Raw genomic sequence first — 16,928 nt, forward strand, 5'->3', positions numbered from 1 at the left:
GAAGAAAGTTTCTCGTGAAACATCCTTCTTATATAAAAAAGCTCTCCACATAAAATAATTTGTGGAGTTTTTTCTATAATTTGTAGTTTAAACTGTCCTAAAAATAAGAGTATACTATTTTTGTAAACGTTATCAAGTTTAAAAATGTGAGATTATGAAGTTTTAGAAAATAAAAAGGGAGGAAATTATGAACAAGTTTTCAAAAACTTTAAGAGATAATTGGATTTTTCTCTTAATGGTTCTACCAGGAACAATTTGGTTGATTTTATTCTTCTACATTCCAGTTTTTGGGAATGTGGTTGCCTTCAAAGACTACCATATGACTGGTGAAGGATTCGTCCACAGTATTATAAATAGTAGATGGGTCGGACTAGATAACTTTAAATTCTTGTTTAGTTCCAAGGATGCCTTTGTCATCACTCGAAACACAGTACTTTACAACCTTGGATTTATCTTTATCGGTTTGGTTGTGTCAGTTGGTATCGCCATTATCCTTAGTGAACTTCGCTCTAAGCAAATGGTTAAAATCTACCAAACATCTATGTTATTCCCTTACTTCCTATCTTGGGTTATCATCAGTTTCTTTACAGATGCATTCCTAAATATCGATAAAGGGCTTATCAACCATACCTTAGAAGCTCTAGGGATGAAGGGTATTAACTTCTACGCTGATGTCAGTATCTGGCCTTACCTCCTCCTCTTCCTAGGTATCTGGAAAGGCTTTGGATATAGTAGTGTGATGTACTACGCAACGATCATGGGTATTGACCCAACTTACTACGAAGCAGCGACAGTGGATGGTGCTAGCAAATGGCAACGTATCCGTAACGTAACCATCCCTCAGTTGACACCGCTTGTGACAGTATTGACCATCCTTGCAGTCGGAAATATCTTCCGTGCAGACTTCGGTCTTTTCTACCAAATCCCTCACAACGCTGGTCAGCTCTATAGTGTAACAAACGTATTGGACGTCTATGTCTTTAACGGATTGACTCAGACAGCAGATATCGGTATGGCTTCAGCAGCCGGTCTCTACCAGTCAGTCGTTGGTTTGATTCTCGTTATCCTATCAAACTTACTTGCAAGACGTGTTGATCCTAACTCAGCACTATTCTAGAAAGGAGGAGCATATGGCAAAAAAAATTCAAAAAGAAAAAATTGATAATGTTGGCATACACTCCTTCAGCAAAAAGGCAGATATCTTCTTTAGTATCATATCTGGTTTGCTGGCCTTCTCTTGTATCTTGCCTTTCATCTTCGTAATCATTATTTCAGTTACAGATGAGAAGAGTATTGTTCAATATGGATATAGTTTCTTCCCTTCCAAGTTTGGTGTAGATGGATTCCAATTCTTGGCTCAGTTTAAAGACAAAATTTTACAAGCGCTCTTTATCTCAGCCTTTGTGACAGTTGTCGGTACATTGACAAACGTATTTATCACAACAACATACGCTTATGCTATCTCACGTTCAACATTTAAGTATCGCAAATTCTTTACAATCTTTGCTCTTCTTAGTATGTTGTTCAATGCTGGTTTGGTACCAGGCTATATCGTGGTAACTCAGTTACTTCACTTGGGTGATACTATTTGGGCCTTGATTGTTCCGATGCTTCTATCACCATTCAACATCATGTTGATGCGGTCTTTCTTCAAGAAAACCATTCCAGAAGCAATCCTCGAATCAGCTCGTATCGATGGTGCTAGCGAGGCGCGGATCTTCTTCCAAATCTGTTTACCACTCTCTCTTCCAGGGATTGCGACTATCACACTTTTGACAGCACTTGGATTCTGGAACGACTGGTTCAATGCCCTTCTTTACATCAAGAGTGATAACTTGTATCCATTGCAATATTTGCTCATGCAAATTCAAAACAACATGGATTACATTGCTAAGTCAGTTGGGATGTCAGGACAACTTGCAGTTGCCCTACCAAAAGAAACAGGTCGTATGGCCATGGTCGTAGTTGCGACTGTTCCAATTGCGATTCTCTATCCATTCTTCCAACGCTACTTTGTAAAAGGTTTAACTATCGGTGGTGTTAAAGAATAAGAGACACTGAGAAACAAGCTTTCTCTACCCTATCTAACTTTTCTTTGTTGAAAAGTAGATCACTAAAATTGTTTTAAATTTAAAAATAAAAAAAGGAGTTTTTATCATGAAAAACTGGAAAAAATATGCTTTTGCATCAGCTAGCCTTGTAGCTTTGGCTGCTAGCCTTGCAGCTTGTGGTAACCTTAAAGGAAATAACCAAAAAGCTGCTGAATCATCATCATCAGGTGATGCAACTGTTATCAAAATGTACCAAATCGGTGACAAACCAGATAACTTGGATGAATTGCTAGAAAATGCAAACAAAATCATCGGAGAAAAAGTTGGTGCTAAATTGGATATCCAATACCTTGGTTGGGGTGACTACAGCAAGAAAATGTCAGTTATCACTTCATCAGGTGAAAACTATGATATCGCCTTTGCAGATAACTATGTCGTAAACGCTCAAAAAGGTGCTTATGCTGACTTGACAGAATTGTACAAGAAAGAAGGAGCTGACCTTTACAAAGCGCTTGATCCAGCTTACATCAAGGGTAACACTGTAAACGGTAAAATCTATGCAGTTCCAGTTGCAGCTAACGTTGCATCTTCACAAAACTTTGCCTTCAACGGCCCACTTCTTGAAAAATATGGTATCGATATCTCAGGTGTAACTTCATACGAAACACTTGAACCAGTATTGAAACAAATCAAAGAAAAAGCTCCAGATGTAATGCCATTCGCTGTTGGTAAAAACTTTATCCCATCAGAAAACTTTGACTACCCAGTTGCAAATGGTCTTCCATTCGTCATTGACCTTGAAGGCGACACTACTAAGATCGTAAACCGTTACGAAGTTCCTCGTTTCGTAGAACACTTGAAGACTATGCACAAATACTATGAAGCAGGATACATTCCAAAAGACGTAGCAACTAGTGATACTTCATATGACCTTACTCAAGATACTTGGCTTGTTCGCGAAGAAACAGTAGGACCAGCTGACTACGGTAGCAGCTTGCTTTCTCGTGTTGCTAACAGAGACATCCAAATCAAACCATTCACTAACTTCATCAAGAAAAACCAAACAACTCAAGTTGCAAACTTTGTAATCTCAAACAACTCTAAGAACAAAGAAAAAGCAATGGAAGTGTTGAACCTCTTGAACACTAACCCAGAACTCTTGAACGGCCTTGTTTATGGACCAGAAGGCAAGAACTGGGAAAAAGTAGCAGGTAAAGAAAACCGTGTTAAAGTTCTTGACGGATACAAAGGAAACACTCACATGTCAGGATGGAACACTGGTAACAACTGGATCCTTTACATCAACGAAAACGTTACAGATGAACAAATTGCACAATCTAAGAAAGACTTGGAAACTGCAAAAGAATCTCCAGCGCTTGGATTCATCTTTAACACTGACAACGTGAAATCTGAAATCTCAGCTATCACTAACACTATGCAACAATTCGATACAGCTATCAACACTGGTACTGTAGACCCAGAAAAAGCTATTCCAGAATTGATGGAAAAACTTAAATCTGAAGGTGCTTACCAAAAAGTATTGGATGAAATGCAAAAACAATACGACGAATTCTTGAAAAACAAAAAATCTTAAGATAGATTGATTTCGTGTATTCATTCCTAAAAGATGCGATCACTGCCTTGTCTGGAATTTTCCAGACGGGGTGGTGATTCTTTTTTTGAGCAAATACATATAATTATCTGTACTTGAAACCCAGACATTTGCCTTACAAGTAGCGTTGATAATAGGTACATGAAAAAATACCATCTTATTTTCAAAATTAGTGCAATCTTATCCTACTTACATATTTTTCGTATATGGACTTTCTCAGCTAACACTTATAATCCAAAACTATTGGCAATTTTTTCTGGATTCGAAATCTTATCAATCTGGTCTTTATTGGCATCATGATTAGTATTTTATTCAAGACAGGTCATGGATATCTTTTTGTTAACTTTTCTTCATCGAATATTTAATTAAAACAAGATCTGAAAATGAGTCTTGTTTTTTATTTTTCGGTCAAATAAATTGCATTCGCTTTCTTGGGAGAGTATACTGGTATAGTTGAATGAAAAATTCTGATAATTTAATCTTAGAAAAGAGAAGCACATGTCAAAAGATATTCGAGTTTTACTTTACTATAAATATGTTCCCATCGAAAACGCGGAACAATTTGCTGCAGACCACTTGGCTTTCTGTAAATCAATCGGCCTCAAAGGTCGTATCCTAGTCGCTGATGAAGGGATCAACGGAACCGTTTCTGGTGACTACGAAACAACGCAAAAATACATGGACTACGTTCACAGCCTTCCAGGTATGGAAGACCTCTGGTTCAAGATTGACGAAGAAAGTGAGCAAGCCTTCAAGAAGATGTTTGTTCGCTACAAAAAGGAAATCGTTCACCTTGGTTTAGAGGATGATAACTTTGATAACGACATCAACCCTCTTGAAACAACAGGTGCTTACTTGTCACCAAAAGAATTTAAAGAAGCCCTCCTAGATGAAGATACAGTGGTCCTTGATACTCGTAATGACTATGAGTACGACCTTGGACACTTCCGTGGGGCTATCCGTCCTAACATCCGCAACTTCCGTGAATTACCACAATGGGTCCGTGATAACAAAGAAAAATTCATGGATAAACGTGTCGTTGTTTACTGTACAGGTGGAGTCCGCTGTGAGAAATTCTCAGGTTGGATGGTCCGTGAAGGCTATAAAGATGTCGGTCAATTACACGGAGGAATTGCGACTTACGGGAAAGATCCAGAAGTTCAAGGGGAACTTTGGGATGGGAAAATGTATGTCTTTGACGAGCGTATTGCAGTCGATGTCAACCATGTCAATCCAACCATTGTAGGGAAAGATTGGTTTGATGGAACACCATGTGAACGCTATGTCAACTGTGGAAATCCATTTTGTAACCGTCGTATCTTGGCATCAGAAGACAACGAAGATAAATATCTCCGTGGTTGCTCGCACGAGTGCCGTGTTCACCCACGTAATCGCTATGTTTTAGAACATGAATTGACGCAAGATCAAGTTATCGAGCGTTTAGCAGCGATTGGTGAGAACCTAGATCATTCTGAAGTTATATAATAGGTATTAACAGCCTTTCAGGGCTGTTTTTCTATGCTTTTGACCAAAAAATCTTAAATTTGTTTCTGCATCTTTCAGGAAAATGGTGTATACTATATGTAAACGATTTCAAAGGAGACCATTTATGGTGAAAACATTTTTTATTCCAAATAAACAAAGTATTTTAGGACAACAGGAGATTCTTACGGCCAAATCAATTTTAGGTTTAGTAGAAGGCCTAGAGTCGCATAGTTATGATGCTGTCTACCTCCGTCAACCCCTCAATCGCCTTGAGTATATCGAGTGTGGAATCGTAGGTAAGTCTCAATTTCTCTTTAAAGTTCGATATCTAGATGCTCAAAAAGGCTATCAAGTCATCATTCCTGACTTGATTACAAGAGCTGACTGGGAAATTGTAGAAGGGCTCTTGCGTGCTTTGTCTAGTAAGGTTGGTGAAGCAGTTGAAGGCTTAGCAGACTTTGACTTGGAAAACTATTTCCAAGAAACTGTCAAGAGCTATCTAGCGGATAAGGCTGCTCGTTTGGGCTTCTGCCAAGGAATTTTATCACCTATTTATTTTGATAAGAAGGATTTGGAAAGCTTCTCAGAAGAAGGTGGTTTGGCGCGTTTTGAAGAATTAGTCAAGAAAGTTCAAGGTTCAGATGCTTATCCTGCCAGCGCTAAATTTTATCCAGATGGAGAAGGTAAGGTTCATGGTATCTACCACCTAGCTCAGGGAGTAAAAACTATCTTACCAAAAGAACCTGTGATTCCAGCACCTTACGTTGAACAGTTAGTAGGCAAGGAGCTTGTATGGGAGATTGACCTAGTGAAAATCTCTGGAGATGGTTCAAAACCAGAAGACTATGAAGCAGTAGCTAGACTGGATTATCAAGCGTTTTTAGAAGCTTTGCCAAAAGAACTTTATCAGGACTTAGATGCTAACCAAGTAGAAGTAGGCCCTGTTTTAGGGAAAGATTTTGAAGCATTAGTAAATAGTGAACTAGAGAAATAAACGAAAGATAGTAGTTATAAAAAATAAGAAAAGGCAGATTTTTGGTCTGCTTTTTGTGTACAAAAAATCCTGTCAGAGTGACAGGATTTTATCTTACATAAAGGCTAGGATTCGTAGATATTCAAAAACCAGAGTCATTTCTGCTAGGAAGAAGAGAAATAGGATACCACCGTTAACTAGAAATGCCAAGAGAAGGCGATAGAAGGGATCAGTTTGGCTATCTTTACTTGGTCTTGAGATGGTATAGAGGTTGGCAAGAAGTACCAGACCAATGCTAATGAGGCAGAGAAGAGCCGCAAAGCGTAGACTATTAAAGAAGGCAAAGAAACTGGCAATACCTGTGAGTAGGAGAGGAAGGGCGAAGAGTCTGCTGTACTCTTGCAAGGATTTTTCCAGCGTCCAGTCATTGTCCTGATTGACAAAACGTTTAACTACAAATCCACCCATAAGGATAGAAAAGAAGAATAAACTTGTCGCTACCAAGATGGAGAAGATAGAAAAGAGATTCAGTGAAGGGAACTGCTCGCTGACATGAGAGTTGATAGCCGCCATATGGCCGTAGTAGTTATGCTTGATATGATAAATCGCACAGAAGAAACTAAGAGCAGAAAAGATAGTTAGGAGCGCAAAGGCGTTATAACTATGTTTTTTATCTGTATCAATGCTTGCTGTCGGCTCTTTAAGAGCACCTAGTAGCCAAGTCCAAAAATCAGCCAATTCTTCTTTGAAGATTGCAGTTTTTGTAGGTGTAGGATCTGGTAAAAACGGGCTTTCCAAAGATTTGCTTGTCTGAGAAACTTCTTTAACAGGTTCTTCTGACTTGTCTGTCTTTGTTACCAGTTCTTCTTCAGCTTCTTCAGTTTCTTCTTCTTCAGCCTCTACTTTTTCTAGGTCAGTTTCCTGATTTTCAGGATTGGCTTGAAGATTTTCTTCAGCCACTGGCGCCTCTTCTTTTTCTTTCAGTTCTTCCTCGGGAATGACTGGATCAGATGGGTTTTCTTTTTTCTCATTGTTGGCTGTTTTCTCAAAATCAGCACTTTCGAACCATTCTTGAGTCATGATGAGACCTCCTTTTTTATTTCTTGTTTGAGTAGTAATGATAAATGATGGTTATTAATGATTTCTCGAATTGGGTGAGCGATCCGGTTCGTCTGGAATGTTGATATCTTGACCTGCCTTTGCGACGAGGAGGTCTTGTGTATCTTTTTTCTCTACTTTGTAAGGATTGGAGAATTCTTCGTCCCTATTTACATCATTTCCCTGGACAGGATTCACTCCTTCTCGAGTTCGATGATAGATAGCCCCATATTCTGATGAGAGATTGAGATTGATTCGTTCAAGCTCTTTTCGGGACAACATGAGTATGATGTCATTTTCTGCTTCGAATTCTACCTTACCGTGCACTTGGATGTCGTCTACAGAGATATGTTCATGTTCTGCTAGGATACGGCTATCTGTTAGACTTGTTCCAAATACATTGACAATTCCAGTTGTGGTCAGTTGGCTATTTTTTATCTCGCTATTAGTGATACGAAGAAGATAGCCATTTGACTGGATCTTGGCATTGCTGACTTTTACATCGGCAATCGAAAGGACACCGTGGTCGACCTGGGCGGTTAGATCTTTTAATTCTCTTCCTTTTGGCAACGATAGAACGACCTCATCATTGCGGCTAGAGACTCCGCTTACGATAAATAGGATACCCTCGATACTAGAACCTACAGAACGACGTGTAGTTGATTTAGTATCAGTTATTTCAAGACTTTTCTCTTTGATAGAGTGTTGAAGGTTTTCTTTTTCAGAGATGGTCGGGTGATACTGAAGGTGAATCTTGTCATCGCTAGATTCTCTAATGACTAACGAATGTTCTGTCAGTGACATGTTAAGATTTTCAATATCTTGATCAAAAACGATCTCTTCCATTCGGCTCTCAAAGACTGGTTTTTGTGACATTGCAAGGAGGCCTCTGACACCGTCTGTTTGGATGCCGATGATTATCATTGAAAAACCGATGATACTGGTAACAACACCAAAGATAAGAAATCCTTTTGTCCATTTACGCATGTCTTTCACCTCTCTTTCCTCTATTAAGAATCCATTGGATAAGTCGAAGGACTAGTAATCCAAAGAAACGGGTCACATAAGAAGTTGCTAGTAAGACTAGAGACGAAGCCCCAATCGCTAATAAATCTCCTCCAAAAATCAGCACAAAAGCAGATGTCGATTCAGTCAGAACGTAGAAGCTTTCAAATAGGAGAACGCCTCCTAGGATTAGTCCAGCCACTGATACAGCAAAGAAGGCCATAAGTACGCTGACAGCAGCGATAAAAATCCCGATGATAGCCATGAGAAGAGCAATTCCGACTGGAATTCCGATAGGAGCTGCCAGAAGTGCGATGATTGCGATTTGTAAAACCTGACGGTTGTTCTTATTGGAATTTTCTTCGTTGATTTTTTTATCAAGAAGTGTAGTCAGGACATCATGGGCAGCTTCTTTTGGACTTCCCAGGCTAGCTATTAGGTCTTCCTCGCCTTCAGGACCAGCATCATCAAAGAGTTCTTTGAAGTAGTCCATGGCTTCGATACGATCAGATTGAGGAAGCTTCATCAGATAGGCTTCAAGCTGATTCAAATATTCAGTTCTTGTCATGGCGAACGCTCCCTTCTATGATGCCGTTGATAGTGTCAGTGTAGAGTGTCCATTCTTCTCGAAGGACAAGCAATTGTTCCTCTCCAATCTCTGTTAAGGAATAGTATTTCCGCATCCGACCTTGGTATTCGCGAGAGTATGTAGTCAGATAGCGGTTGGTTTCCAGTTTTTTCAAGATGGGGTAGAGGGTAGATTCCTTGATTTTGGCAATGAGTTTAATTGTTTGACTAATTTCATAACCATAGGAATCCCCTTGTTCTAGGATGGCCAAGATGAGAAATTCAATCAAGGCCGCTGATGTCGGAAAATACATGGGGCACCTCCTTTTTAGTATATAAAAATTTTATATATAATTATTCTACACATACATCATACATCTAAATGTAAGCCCTGTCAAGCAATATGTGTAAAATTTTTATATATAAAAATCTTCTAGTAAAAACTAGAAGATTGGAGGCTGTTTTGCATTACTTTGAGGCAATACTTATCTGCAATCCTCATCATAAATGGGCGGAAGATAAAAATACTTGTCTTCAATCTTGATTTTGGCACAGAGGATGCCGTTTTGATAGACATATCCGTTAAATGGAGGATAGCTATCCAAGTTTTTTAGGATATTCTCAGGCAAAGAACTAAAATTGTAATCCTTCAGAGCCCCAGAACCAATCAATCTTTCAGTCCGATAAGCCTTGATTTCTTTTTCATATTTTTTGAGAAATTCTTCTCGTTTGCTTTCAAAGAGAGCCAAATCTTCGTCATCTAACTCGTAATAGCGTTCGTAACCAGCAATCCAAGAAATATAAACACACAGTAAAGATTTTTCTATCTCTGGAGAGTAGCCAATTGTAAAGTAATTTTCTTTGTCGACCTGCCGATTTTCTACTGTGATAGTCTGTATAAAGTTAGTCATGATAATCTCCGTTTCAAGAATGAACTAGAAAAACTTCTCATTTAAAAATCTTTTAGCTCATCAAAGATTTCTATAAATTTTTCTTTGTCCATCCCTAAATCTTCAGGTAGTAAAACTAAGATCTTGACCAGGGCATCATAGATATCCTCTCTCTCGATTGTTTCAATAAAATAGTTACGCTTGTCCATTTTATTGAAACCTTGAGTATACTCTCTTATGAGGACTTCTATGTGTTTCATAGTGTCCTCGTTGGGGTTTTCTAGAAGCTTTATAACACTTGCTCTAGTCTTTCTATATAGAGAGGCTGCTTTTTCTGCGTTTGCGGTTGAAATATTTTCTTGTCCATCCCATGAGCGAAATGGATTGTCTAGGTTTTGGGCTAGCCATTCAGCTTTTCTCGGTTTTGTTATCCAAAGATTCAGTCCCTTGTCCTGCTGTTTTTTATAATATTTTTTGGCTACTTTAGCGGCCTCTTCTGGTAAGCTGCTCATCCAAAACATACTTAATCGAGGTAAATCTTCTGGTTTGGGAATATCCTCTGCAGTAAAGCCAAACAAATCAACAGTGGAAAACATGACTAACTCTTTGAACTCTGATAATTTATGGAAATTGAGAATATGACCAGGTTTCCCCCACAATCTTAATTCCCTAAGTCTTGGATAGTTATTCAAGATTTGTGCAAAGTCTATTTCAAGGATGTTAGAACAATGGATGGCTCCTAAATCTTTTAATCCCAGTGCCTTAGGTAGAGAACTATCAAGTTGTAATCGTAAGCTGGCTCCATGGTCCTTTACAAGTATTTGACAATTGTCGCTCATGTCTCCTAATAAGACTAGCTCCTCCAAATCATCGTTTAGTCTAAGTTCCTCTACGCCTGTCAAATCAATGGAAAGCCGATGTATGGATGTCTTAGAAAAATCCAGTTTTGTTTGTCCATGATTATTAAGAACTAGTTCTGTAATAAAAGGAGTTGACTGCAAATACTCATATATATTTTTGTGCCATCTAGTTAATGCCAACTTAGATAAACAAGGAAAGACCTTTAATTCTAATGCGTCTTCAAAAGGCGTCCACTCGTCATTAATATTGTGTTTAGAAATACGGCACTCATTTCCTGCAAATGAAACTTTTTCCTTGCTTTTATCTGCTTTCTTAAATAAATCTCTTTTTTCTTTTGGTATTTCTTGCCATTTCAGTTGCCTGTAAATATCGTAACCATTTCCCCAAAACATAGCATAAGTATTGGTGCTTTCAGTTGTTAATGGTGTTGTATTACCAATAAAAATATAATGTGACGGTACATGAATATCAACATTACTAAGATGTAAGTCTCTTTCCCAGTACATAAAATCTATATAGAGTGGCTTCAAAGAAGATAGTTCTTCTTCTCTAAGAGGTTGTTCTCCTGACCAGTCTAATGACAGTAGGACAGCCTGCGACTTTTTCTCCCCCTCTTCGATCTTGGTTATCTGGCAAGCTATGTATTTTTTTAGATGGAAATTGTAAACACAATAGACGTCCCCTGCTTTTGCTAGCATACAAATTTCTCCTTATATGATTCGATGGTCCTTAGTTAATCAAGATTTTTTATCTAATCAAAATTTCTTAATGGTGTTAAAACAATTATAAATGTAGACGTTTATAATTTCTACTTTAGCATCGCATCAACTATCAATTCCCAAAGTAATAACCTTTAATGTACCCAAATAGTGCTACTCCTAATAAAGTGTAACCGGAGTTTTCCTAGCTTTATTATACCATTTTTGCGCGTAGAAACAGTAGTATACTTGGTAAATCTATACTTTTTAAAATGTTGTGAAGATCCAAAAAAACCAGACTCAGTCTGGCTTTCAAAGTGTGTTTATTTGTGGCAAATTCTAAAAACCTTTTTAGAGGATTTTATCCGATTTATCCACCATAAAGAGGGCGACCGTCATGATGATATCAATAACTAGAAGAGCCAGTACAGCTGGGATCCACGAATGGAAAAAGTTAAAACTATAACCAAAGAGAGTTGGACCGACAGCTGCCAAAATGTAGCCGCCGGTCTGGGCAAGTCCAGACAATTGGGCTGTCTTTTCAGGAGAGCTAGTTTTGATGGAGAAGCAAACCATGAGGTAAGGGAAAAGAGCGCTACAGGCAGTACCAATCAAGAGATGCGCTACTAACCAGTAGAGGAAACTCTTGTTCGGGTATAAAAGCATGGCAATTCCAAGCAATCCAGCGACAGAGATGACTGTCAGCATGATTTGACGGTGACGATTGGACAAACGAGTCGTTAAACTTGGAATAGTCATCGAGAAGGGGATGCTAGTCAGAGAAAAGATCGAAGCTAAAAGACCGGCATCTGTGTGAGATAAGCCAGCACTGATGGCCATGGTTGGTAACCAGGTCATACTGGTATAGAAGAGTAAGGACTGAAGTCCACCGAATACAATAACAGCCCAAACTTCCTTGTTTTTTAAGATATTCTCTTTCTTTTGTTTTTTCTCACATCCTTTTAGAAAATGATTGTGACGATGATTGGGGAGCCAGGCAACTAAAGTTAGTAGGCAGACCAAGGATAAACAGAGGATCAAGCCTTTCCAAGATGTCGCCTGAGTAATGGGTACAGAGAGATAGGAAGCAAGAGCCGTTGTAATCCCCATAGAGGTCACATAGATGGTTGTCAGAAAGCCAATCTTTTGTGGGTGATTGGCCTGAATGGCGCTAGGAAGGAGCACGTTAAAGATCGCAATACTTGCTCCGATAAGTAAAGTCCCTAGATAGAGTAGAGGAAGATTAAAGATACGAATCACTGAACCGATGGTCAATACGATAAGACTATAGGTGAAAAGGTGCTCGAGTCCAATTTTTTGAGCCAAACGGGTCGCAAAAGAGGAGAAGATGGCAAACATCAAGAGAGGGAGACTGGTCAAAACACCAAGTGAACTAACTTCCACGCCTAAACCTTGGGCAATATCTCCCAAAACAGTTGGCAAAGCTGTGAAAGGAGCCCTTAAGACCGCTCCGATTAAGATAATTCCTAGAATAAAAAAGAGTGATCGTTTTTTCATGTGAACCTCAATAAGCTGATTTTGATAACAGCTTATTTTAATTTTTTTCCCTAAAGATGTCAAGCTAACGTGAGGTAATCCTCGATTTTCCCAAAGGAAATCATAGAAAATAAGGACAATATATTTACTAGTTTTTTTCTGGGATTCAAATAAAAATAGGAAAGTCTGAAAAATTGTGATAAAATAGTGAAAGAAAATCTATACATTGGAGAACTACTGTGTCTGAAAATCGTAAATTTAGCGTCCTGATGTCAGTCTATGTTAAAGAAAATCCAGCCTTCCTAGAAGAGGCAGTAGAGAGTATCTTACATCAAACGCTCAAACCTAGCGAAGTGGTAATCGTCGAAGATGGTCCGCTAACACCTGAACTGTATCAAGTTTTGGAGAAATTGGAAGCACAGTCAAGTATCCCAATCAAACGTTGCCCACTTGAACAAAATCGTGGTCTAGGCTTGGCCCTTCAATATGGTGTTTTACAGTGTCAGTATGATGTCATTGCTCGTATGGATACAGATGATATTGCTGTTGAAGACCGTTTCGAACAACAGTTCGAATTGATGGAAAAAGAAAACTTGGACCTGCTAGGTGGTCATATCGCAGAGTTTATCGACCAACCTGACGAGATTGTGTCTTATCGTCGTGTACCGACTAAGCATGAGGATATCATTGTCTACCAACGTATGAGAAGTGCCTTTAATCATATGACTGTTATGTTCAAAAAAGAAATGGTGCTAAAGGCTGGTAACTACGAGGACGGTCTTTATATGGAAGATGATCTTCTCTGGCTCAATATGATTAGTGCTGGAGCTCGAACTGGAAATGTGGATCAAATTCTATGTAAGGTGCGCGTGGGAGCGGGGATGTTTGAACGCCGTGGAGGTCTTCGCTACCTCAAACTCTATCGCCAAGCACGTCAAAGAATGCACGCTCGAGGACAGATTTCTTATGGCGAATATCTGAAAAGTGTTTTAATCCAAGTTGTCGTTGCCCTATGTCCAGGATTTGTGCGACAGTTTATATTTTTGAAACTTCTAAGAAAAAGCAAGTAATGTCTAGCTGATAGGATTTTAAAACTATATCTTATTACTGCTAGAAAATGTGATTCTGTATAGGAGGATACCATTCACATGAATAAAAAAATAACAGATTACGTAATTGATCTGGTTGAAGTATTAAATAAACAACAGAAACAAATATTTTGGGGATTTTTTGATATTGCCAGTATGGTCTTATCAATTATTGTTTCCTATATTCTATTTTATGGCTTGATTAATCCAGCCCCGGTAGACTATGTCATTTATACAGGTCTAACCTTCCTTTTCTACCAGCTTATGATTGGATTTTGGGGGCTGAATGCTAGTATTAGTAGATATAGCAAAATCACAGATTTTATGAAGATTTTCTTCGGAGTAACTATCAGTAGTATCTTATCTTATGTGATCTGCTATGCTTTCTTGCCACTCTTTTCTGTCCGCTTTATCGTACTCTTTATCCTATTAACTACCTTCTTGATTCTCCTTCCTCGTATCACCTGGCAGTTGATTTACTCAAGACGTAGAAAGGGAAATGGCGAAGGAGAACACCGTCGTACCTTCTTGATTGGTGCCGGTGATGGTGGCGCGCTCTTTATGGATAGCTACCAACATCCTACCAGTGACCTCGAATTGGTCGGAATTCTGGATAATGATGAAAAGAAAAAAGGACAAAAGCTTGGGAAAATCCCAGTTTTGGGTTCTTATGATGATCTACCAGAATTGGCTAAACGCTACAGAGTTGAAAAAGTTATCGTTGCGATTCCGTCTCTAGATCCATCTGAATATGAACGAATCCTGCAAATGTGTAACCATATCGGTGTAAAATGCTTTAAGATGCCGATGATTGAGTCAGTTGTGCAAGGTATCCAGCCTCAAGCAGGTGGTTTCCAGAAAATTGATATCACAGACCTGTTGGGACGTAAAGAGATTCAGCTTGATGAATCACGTCTGGGTTCTGAAATCACTGGCAAAACAATCTTGGTGACTGGAGCCGGAGGTTCGATTGGTTCAGAAATCTGCCGTCAAGTTAGTCGATTCAATCCTGAACGTGTCATTTTGCTCGGTCATGGAGAAAACTCTATTTATCTGATTTACCATGAATTGATTCGCAAGTTCCAGGAAATTGATTTTGTTCCTGTCATTGCTGATATTCAAGATTACGATCGTCTGCTTCAAGTTTTTGAACAGTACGAACCAGCGATTGTTTACCATGCTGCAGCCCATAAACATGTTCCGATGATGGAGCGCAATCCAAAAGAAGCCTTTAAGAATAACATCCTTGGAACTTATAATGTTGCTAAGGCAGTTGACGTTGCTCGAGTTCCAAAAATGGTCATGATTTCGACAGATAAGGCCGTTAATCCACCAAACGTAATGGGAGCAACTAAACGTGTGGCTGAGTTAATTGTTACAGGATTTAATCAACGTAGCCAATCTACCTACTGTGCGGTTCGTTTCGGTAACGTACTCGGTAGCCGTGGTAGTGTAATTCCTGTCTTTGAACGTCAGATTGCTGAAGGTGGGCCTGTAACGGTGACAGACTTCCGAATGACTCGTTACTTTATGACCATTCCAGAAGCTAGTCGCTTGGTGATTCATGCGGGTGCCTATGCAAAGGATGGAGAAGTCTTTATCCTTGATATGGGCAAACCAGTACGCATTTACGATTTGGCTAAGAAAATGGTTCTACTCAGTGGTCATACTGAAAATGAAATTCCAATCGTAGAAGTAGGTATTCGCCCAGGTGAAAAACTATACGAAGAGTTGCTTGTATCAACTGAATTAGTTGATAATCAAGTAATGGACAAAATCTTTGTTGGTAAAGTAAATGTAATGCCTCTTGAGATGATCAATCAGAAGATTGAAGAGTTCCGTACCTTGCAAGGCTCTGAATTGAAGAGAGCAATCATAGCTTTTGCTAATGAAACAACACATGCTGACTAAAAATAGATAAGATATTATCTGCAACTTCTGTTTATGAGAAAGAGCGGATAGTATCTTTTTTCTAGATTTCGAGAGACTTTCAGAGTTTTTTGAACAAACTTGTTATTATTGAACAGATATGGTAAACTATAGTAAATAAAAAATTAGGGAGTAACTTATGATTAACGCTTATAAGAATTTTTTTAAAGGATATGTAGATTTTGCAGGTCGTTCAACACGTTCCGACTATTGGTGGGTTTGGCTTGGAAATATTATTCTTTATATTCCTTTCTTCTTAACATACGGAAATGCTCTGGCTAATTCGCGAAAAGAGGGTGCTCTTATAACTTTGGGCTTTATCGCTATTATCTATTTTATTTTTGGCCTAGCACTTTTATTGCCGTCACTTGCTTTGATGGTCCGTCGCCTTCGTGATGCTGGTTTCCACTGGGCATTGATCTTTATTTTATTCGTTCCACTAGGTAGTATTGTTCTTCTAGTTCTTTTCGCTATGCCAACCAAGGAAACCCTATAAGATTAACTATCTGAAGAATGCTACAAGGACGAAGAATTTTCAGTCTTGTCGAATAATTTGCTGACACTCCCAGGTCTTTTACTAGATTTGGGAGTGTTCTATAACTGTACAGTTTAGTATCTACTGATAAAATAAAAATTGGGAGTATCATATGATTGACGCATATAAGAATTTTTTTAAGAATTATGCAGAGTTCACTGGGCGTTCGACGCGTCCAGATTTCTGGTGGGTTTGGTTAGGAAACCTCATCCTTTCTATTCCTTTCTGGATTATCTATTTCTACACTGTATTTCTTAGTATCGTGATGGATTCAATAGACGATTCAGTAAGCGAAGCTACTTTTATGGTTTTGGGTTTAGTTGTCATTATTTATGCAATTTTCTACCTAGCAATCTTGGTACCGACTTTAGCTTTATCAGTTCGCCGTTTGCGTGATGCCGGATTCCACTGGGCCTTTATCTTCCTTCGCTTCGTCCCTATGGGGGGGATTGCCCTTTTGATTTTACATGCTATGCCGACAAAAGAAACTGAAGTGGTAAACTATAGTGAATCTCAGGCAGTTAATGTCGAAGAAGGCATCGAAGATACACCGTTCGAAGAATCAGATAAGAACTAAGAGATTCTTGCTTTACGGTTGAATCTTGTCTGGTAGTTCTTATGCCTGTTTAACATATAATT

16 protein-coding genes and 1 pseudogene are annotated in these 16,928 nt (G+C 38.8%); 10 read left to right on the top strand and 7 right to left on the bottom strand.

Going from position 1 to position 16,928, the window contains the following annotated elements:
• The first annotated feature begins 187 nt into the window (after nucleotides 1-187).
• The 6 genes and pseudogenes from QM857_RS07405 to QM857_RS07430 all read left to right on the top strand — a co-directional run bounded on the left by QM857_RS07405 (nucleotide 188) and on the right by QM857_RS07430 (nucleotide 6,142).
• Nucleotides 188-1,117: an ABC transporter permease gene (locus QM857_RS07405; RefSeq protein ID WP_004251016.1), complete on the top strand. Its 930-nt coding sequence runs from the start codon at nucleotides 188-190 to the stop codon at nucleotides 1,115-1,117.
• 13 nt (nucleotides 1,118-1,130) lie between these two features.
• Nucleotides 1,131-2,051: a carbohydrate ABC transporter permease gene (locus QM857_RS07410; RefSeq protein WP_025170531.1), complete on the top strand. Its 921-nt coding sequence runs from the start codon at nucleotides 1,131-1,133 to the stop codon at nucleotides 2,049-2,051.
• A gap of 106 nt (nucleotides 2,052-2,157) precedes the next feature.
• Nucleotides 2,158-3,645: an ABC transporter substrate-binding protein gene (locus QM857_RS07415; protein ID WP_414275547.1), complete on the top strand. Its 1,488-nt coding sequence runs from the start codon at nucleotides 2,158-2,160 to the stop codon at nucleotides 3,643-3,645.
• Between the two features lie 159 nt (nucleotides 3,646-3,804).
• Nucleotides 3,805-4,001, top strand: a pseudogene (locus QM857_RS07420) (CPBP family intramembrane glutamate endopeptidase); the annotation flags it as partial.
• A gap of 160 nt (nucleotides 4,002-4,161) precedes the next feature.
• Nucleotides 4,162-5,148, top strand: coding sequence for a rhodanese-related sulfurtransferase (locus QM857_RS07425; RefSeq protein WP_414275548.1), 987 nt, complete (start codon nucleotides 4,162-4,164; stop codon nucleotides 5,146-5,148).
• A 124-nt stretch (nucleotides 5,149-5,272) separates the two neighbouring features.
• The gene (locus tag QM857_RS07430) at nucleotides 5,273-6,142 is read left to right on the top strand and encodes a DUF4299 family protein (RefSeq protein WP_414275549.1); all 870 of its coding nucleotides are present in this window, start codon (nucleotides 5,273-5,275) and stop codon (nucleotides 6,140-6,142) included.
• Between the two features lie 93 nt (nucleotides 6,143-6,235).
• Here QM857_RS07430 and QM857_RS07435 read toward each other — a convergent pair whose 3' ends face one another.
• The 7 genes from QM857_RS07435 to QM857_RS07465 all read right to left on the bottom strand — a co-directional run bounded on the left by QM857_RS07435 (nucleotide 6,236) and on the right by QM857_RS07465 (nucleotide 12,758).
• On the bottom strand, nucleotides 6,236-7,201 hold the full coding sequence (locus QM857_RS07435) for a DUF6574 domain-containing protein (RefSeq protein ID WP_414275550.1): 966 nt from the start codon (nucleotides 7,199-7,201) through the stop codon (nucleotides 6,236-6,238).
• Nucleotides 7,202-7,255: 54 nt separating this feature from the next.
• Nucleotides 7,256-8,206, bottom strand: a complete 951-nt coding sequence (locus QM857_RS07440) for a DUF4097 family beta strand repeat-containing protein (protein WP_414275551.1) — start codon at nucleotides 8,204-8,206, stop codon at nucleotides 7,256-7,258.
• The gene (locus QM857_RS07445; protein WP_414275553.1) at nucleotides 8,199-8,792 is read right to left on the bottom strand and encodes a DUF1700 domain-containing protein; all 594 of its coding nucleotides are present in this window, start codon (nucleotides 8,790-8,792) and stop codon (nucleotides 8,199-8,201) included. Before QM857_RS07445 ends, QM857_RS07440 begins: the two co-directional genes overlap by 8 nt.
• Nucleotides 8,779-9,105, bottom strand: coding sequence for a PadR family transcriptional regulator (locus QM857_RS07450; protein ID WP_414275554.1), 327 nt, complete (start codon nucleotides 9,103-9,105; stop codon nucleotides 8,779-8,781). The genes QM857_RS07445 and QM857_RS07450 overlap by 14 nt, the downstream gene beginning before the upstream one ends.
• A gap of 171 nt (nucleotides 9,106-9,276) precedes the next feature.
• Nucleotides 9,277-9,702, bottom strand: coding sequence for a hypothetical protein (locus QM857_RS07455; RefSeq protein ID WP_414275555.1), 426 nt, complete (start codon nucleotides 9,700-9,702; stop codon nucleotides 9,277-9,279).
• A gap of 41 nt (nucleotides 9,703-9,743) precedes the next feature.
• Complete coding sequence (locus QM857_RS07460) at nucleotides 9,744-11,240, bottom strand: gliding motility protein (RefSeq protein WP_414275556.1); 1,497 nt, start codon at nucleotides 11,238-11,240, stop codon at nucleotides 9,744-9,746.
• A 351-nt stretch (nucleotides 11,241-11,591) separates the two neighbouring features.
• Entirely contained in the window at nucleotides 11,592-12,758 is a 1,167-nt protein-coding gene (locus tag QM857_RS07465; protein ID WP_414275557.1) for a CynX/NimT family MFS transporter, read from the bottom strand.
• Between the two features lie 218 nt (nucleotides 12,759-12,976).
• Between QM857_RS07465 and QM857_RS07470 the strand changes: the two genes are divergently transcribed.
• The 4 genes from QM857_RS07470 to QM857_RS07485 all read left to right on the top strand — a co-directional run bounded on the left by QM857_RS07470 (nucleotide 12,977) and on the right by QM857_RS07485 (nucleotide 16,866).
• On the top strand, nucleotides 12,977-13,807 hold the full coding sequence (locus QM857_RS07470; RefSeq protein WP_414275558.1) for a glycosyltransferase: 831 nt from the start codon (nucleotides 12,977-12,979) through the stop codon (nucleotides 13,805-13,807).
• A 78-nt stretch (nucleotides 13,808-13,885) separates the two neighbouring features.
• On the top strand, nucleotides 13,886-15,736 hold the full coding sequence (locus tag QM857_RS07475; RefSeq protein ID WP_414275559.1) for a polysaccharide biosynthesis protein: 1,851 nt from the start codon (nucleotides 13,886-13,888) through the stop codon (nucleotides 15,734-15,736).
• A gap of 157 nt (nucleotides 15,737-15,893) precedes the next feature.
• Nucleotides 15,894-16,250, top strand: a complete 357-nt coding sequence (locus tag QM857_RS07480; protein WP_414275560.1) for a DUF805 domain-containing protein — start codon at nucleotides 15,894-15,896, stop codon at nucleotides 16,248-16,250.
• Between the two features lie 151 nt (nucleotides 16,251-16,401).
• The gene (locus QM857_RS07485) at nucleotides 16,402-16,866 is read left to right on the top strand and encodes a DUF805 domain-containing protein (protein ID WP_414275561.1); all 465 of its coding nucleotides are present in this window, start codon (nucleotides 16,402-16,404) and stop codon (nucleotides 16,864-16,866) included.
• Nucleotides 16,867-16,928 lie beyond the last annotated feature (62 nt).

Origin of the sequence: Streptococcus infantis (assembly GCF_047463315.1) — a bacterium.
GTDB lineage: Bacteria > Bacillota > Bacilli > Lactobacillales > Streptococcaceae > Streptococcus > Streptococcus infantis_AB.

What these genes read in the sequence shown, in the direction of transcription:
- QM857_RS07455 (WP_414275555.1), bottom strand. Translation starts at nt 9,702, where the DNA reads ATGACTAACTTTATACAGACTATCACAGTAGAAAATCGGCAGGTCGAC.
- QM857_RS07450 (WP_414275554.1), bottom strand. Translation starts at nt 9,105, where the DNA reads ATGTATTTTCCGACATCAGCGGCCTTGATTGAATTTCTCATCTTGGCC.
- QM857_RS07415 (WP_414275547.1), top strand. Translation starts at nt 2,158, where the DNA reads ATGAAAAACTGGAAAAAATATGCTTTTGCATCAGCTAGCCTTGTAGCT.
- QM857_RS07485 (WP_414275561.1), top strand. Translation starts at nt 16,402, where the DNA reads ATGATTGACGCATATAAGAATTTTTTTAAGAATTATGCAGAGTTCACT.
- QM857_RS07425 (WP_414275548.1), top strand. Translation starts at nt 4,162, where the DNA reads ATGTCAAAAGATATTCGAGTTTTACTTTACTATAAATATGTTCCCATC.
- QM857_RS07410 (WP_025170531.1), top strand. Translation starts at nt 1,131, where the DNA reads ATGGCAAAAAAAATTCAAAAAGAAAAAATTGATAATGTTGGCATACAC.
- QM857_RS07460 (WP_414275556.1), bottom strand. Translation starts at nt 11,240, where the DNA reads ATGCTAGCAAAAGCAGGGGACGTCTATTGTGTTTACAATTTCCATCTA.
- QM857_RS07475 (WP_414275559.1), top strand. Translation starts at nt 13,886, where the DNA reads ATGAATAAAAAAATAACAGATTACGTAATTGATCTGGTTGAAGTATTA.
- QM857_RS07440 (WP_414275551.1), bottom strand. Translation starts at nt 8,206, where the DNA reads ATGCGTAAATGGACAAAAGGATTTCTTATCTTTGGTGTTGTTACCAGT.
- QM857_RS07480 (WP_414275560.1), top strand. Translation starts at nt 15,894, where the DNA reads ATGATTAACGCTTATAAGAATTTTTTTAAAGGATATGTAGATTTTGCA.
- QM857_RS07405 (WP_004251016.1), top strand. Translation starts at nt 188, where the DNA reads ATGAACAAGTTTTCAAAAACTTTAAGAGATAATTGGATTTTTCTCTTA.
- QM857_RS07435 (WP_414275550.1), bottom strand. Translation starts at nt 7,201, where the DNA reads ATGACTCAAGAATGGTTCGAAAGTGCTGATTTTGAGAAAACAGCCAAC.
- QM857_RS07430 (WP_414275549.1), top strand. Translation starts at nt 5,273, where the DNA reads ATGGTGAAAACATTTTTTATTCCAAATAAACAAAGTATTTTAGGACAA.
- QM857_RS07465 (WP_414275557.1), bottom strand. Translation starts at nt 12,758, where the DNA reads ATGAAAAAACGATCACTCTTTTTTATTCTAGGAATTATCTTAATCGGA.
- QM857_RS07445 (WP_414275553.1), bottom strand. Translation starts at nt 8,792, where the DNA reads ATGACAAGAACTGAATATTTGAATCAGCTTGAAGCCTATCTGATGAAG.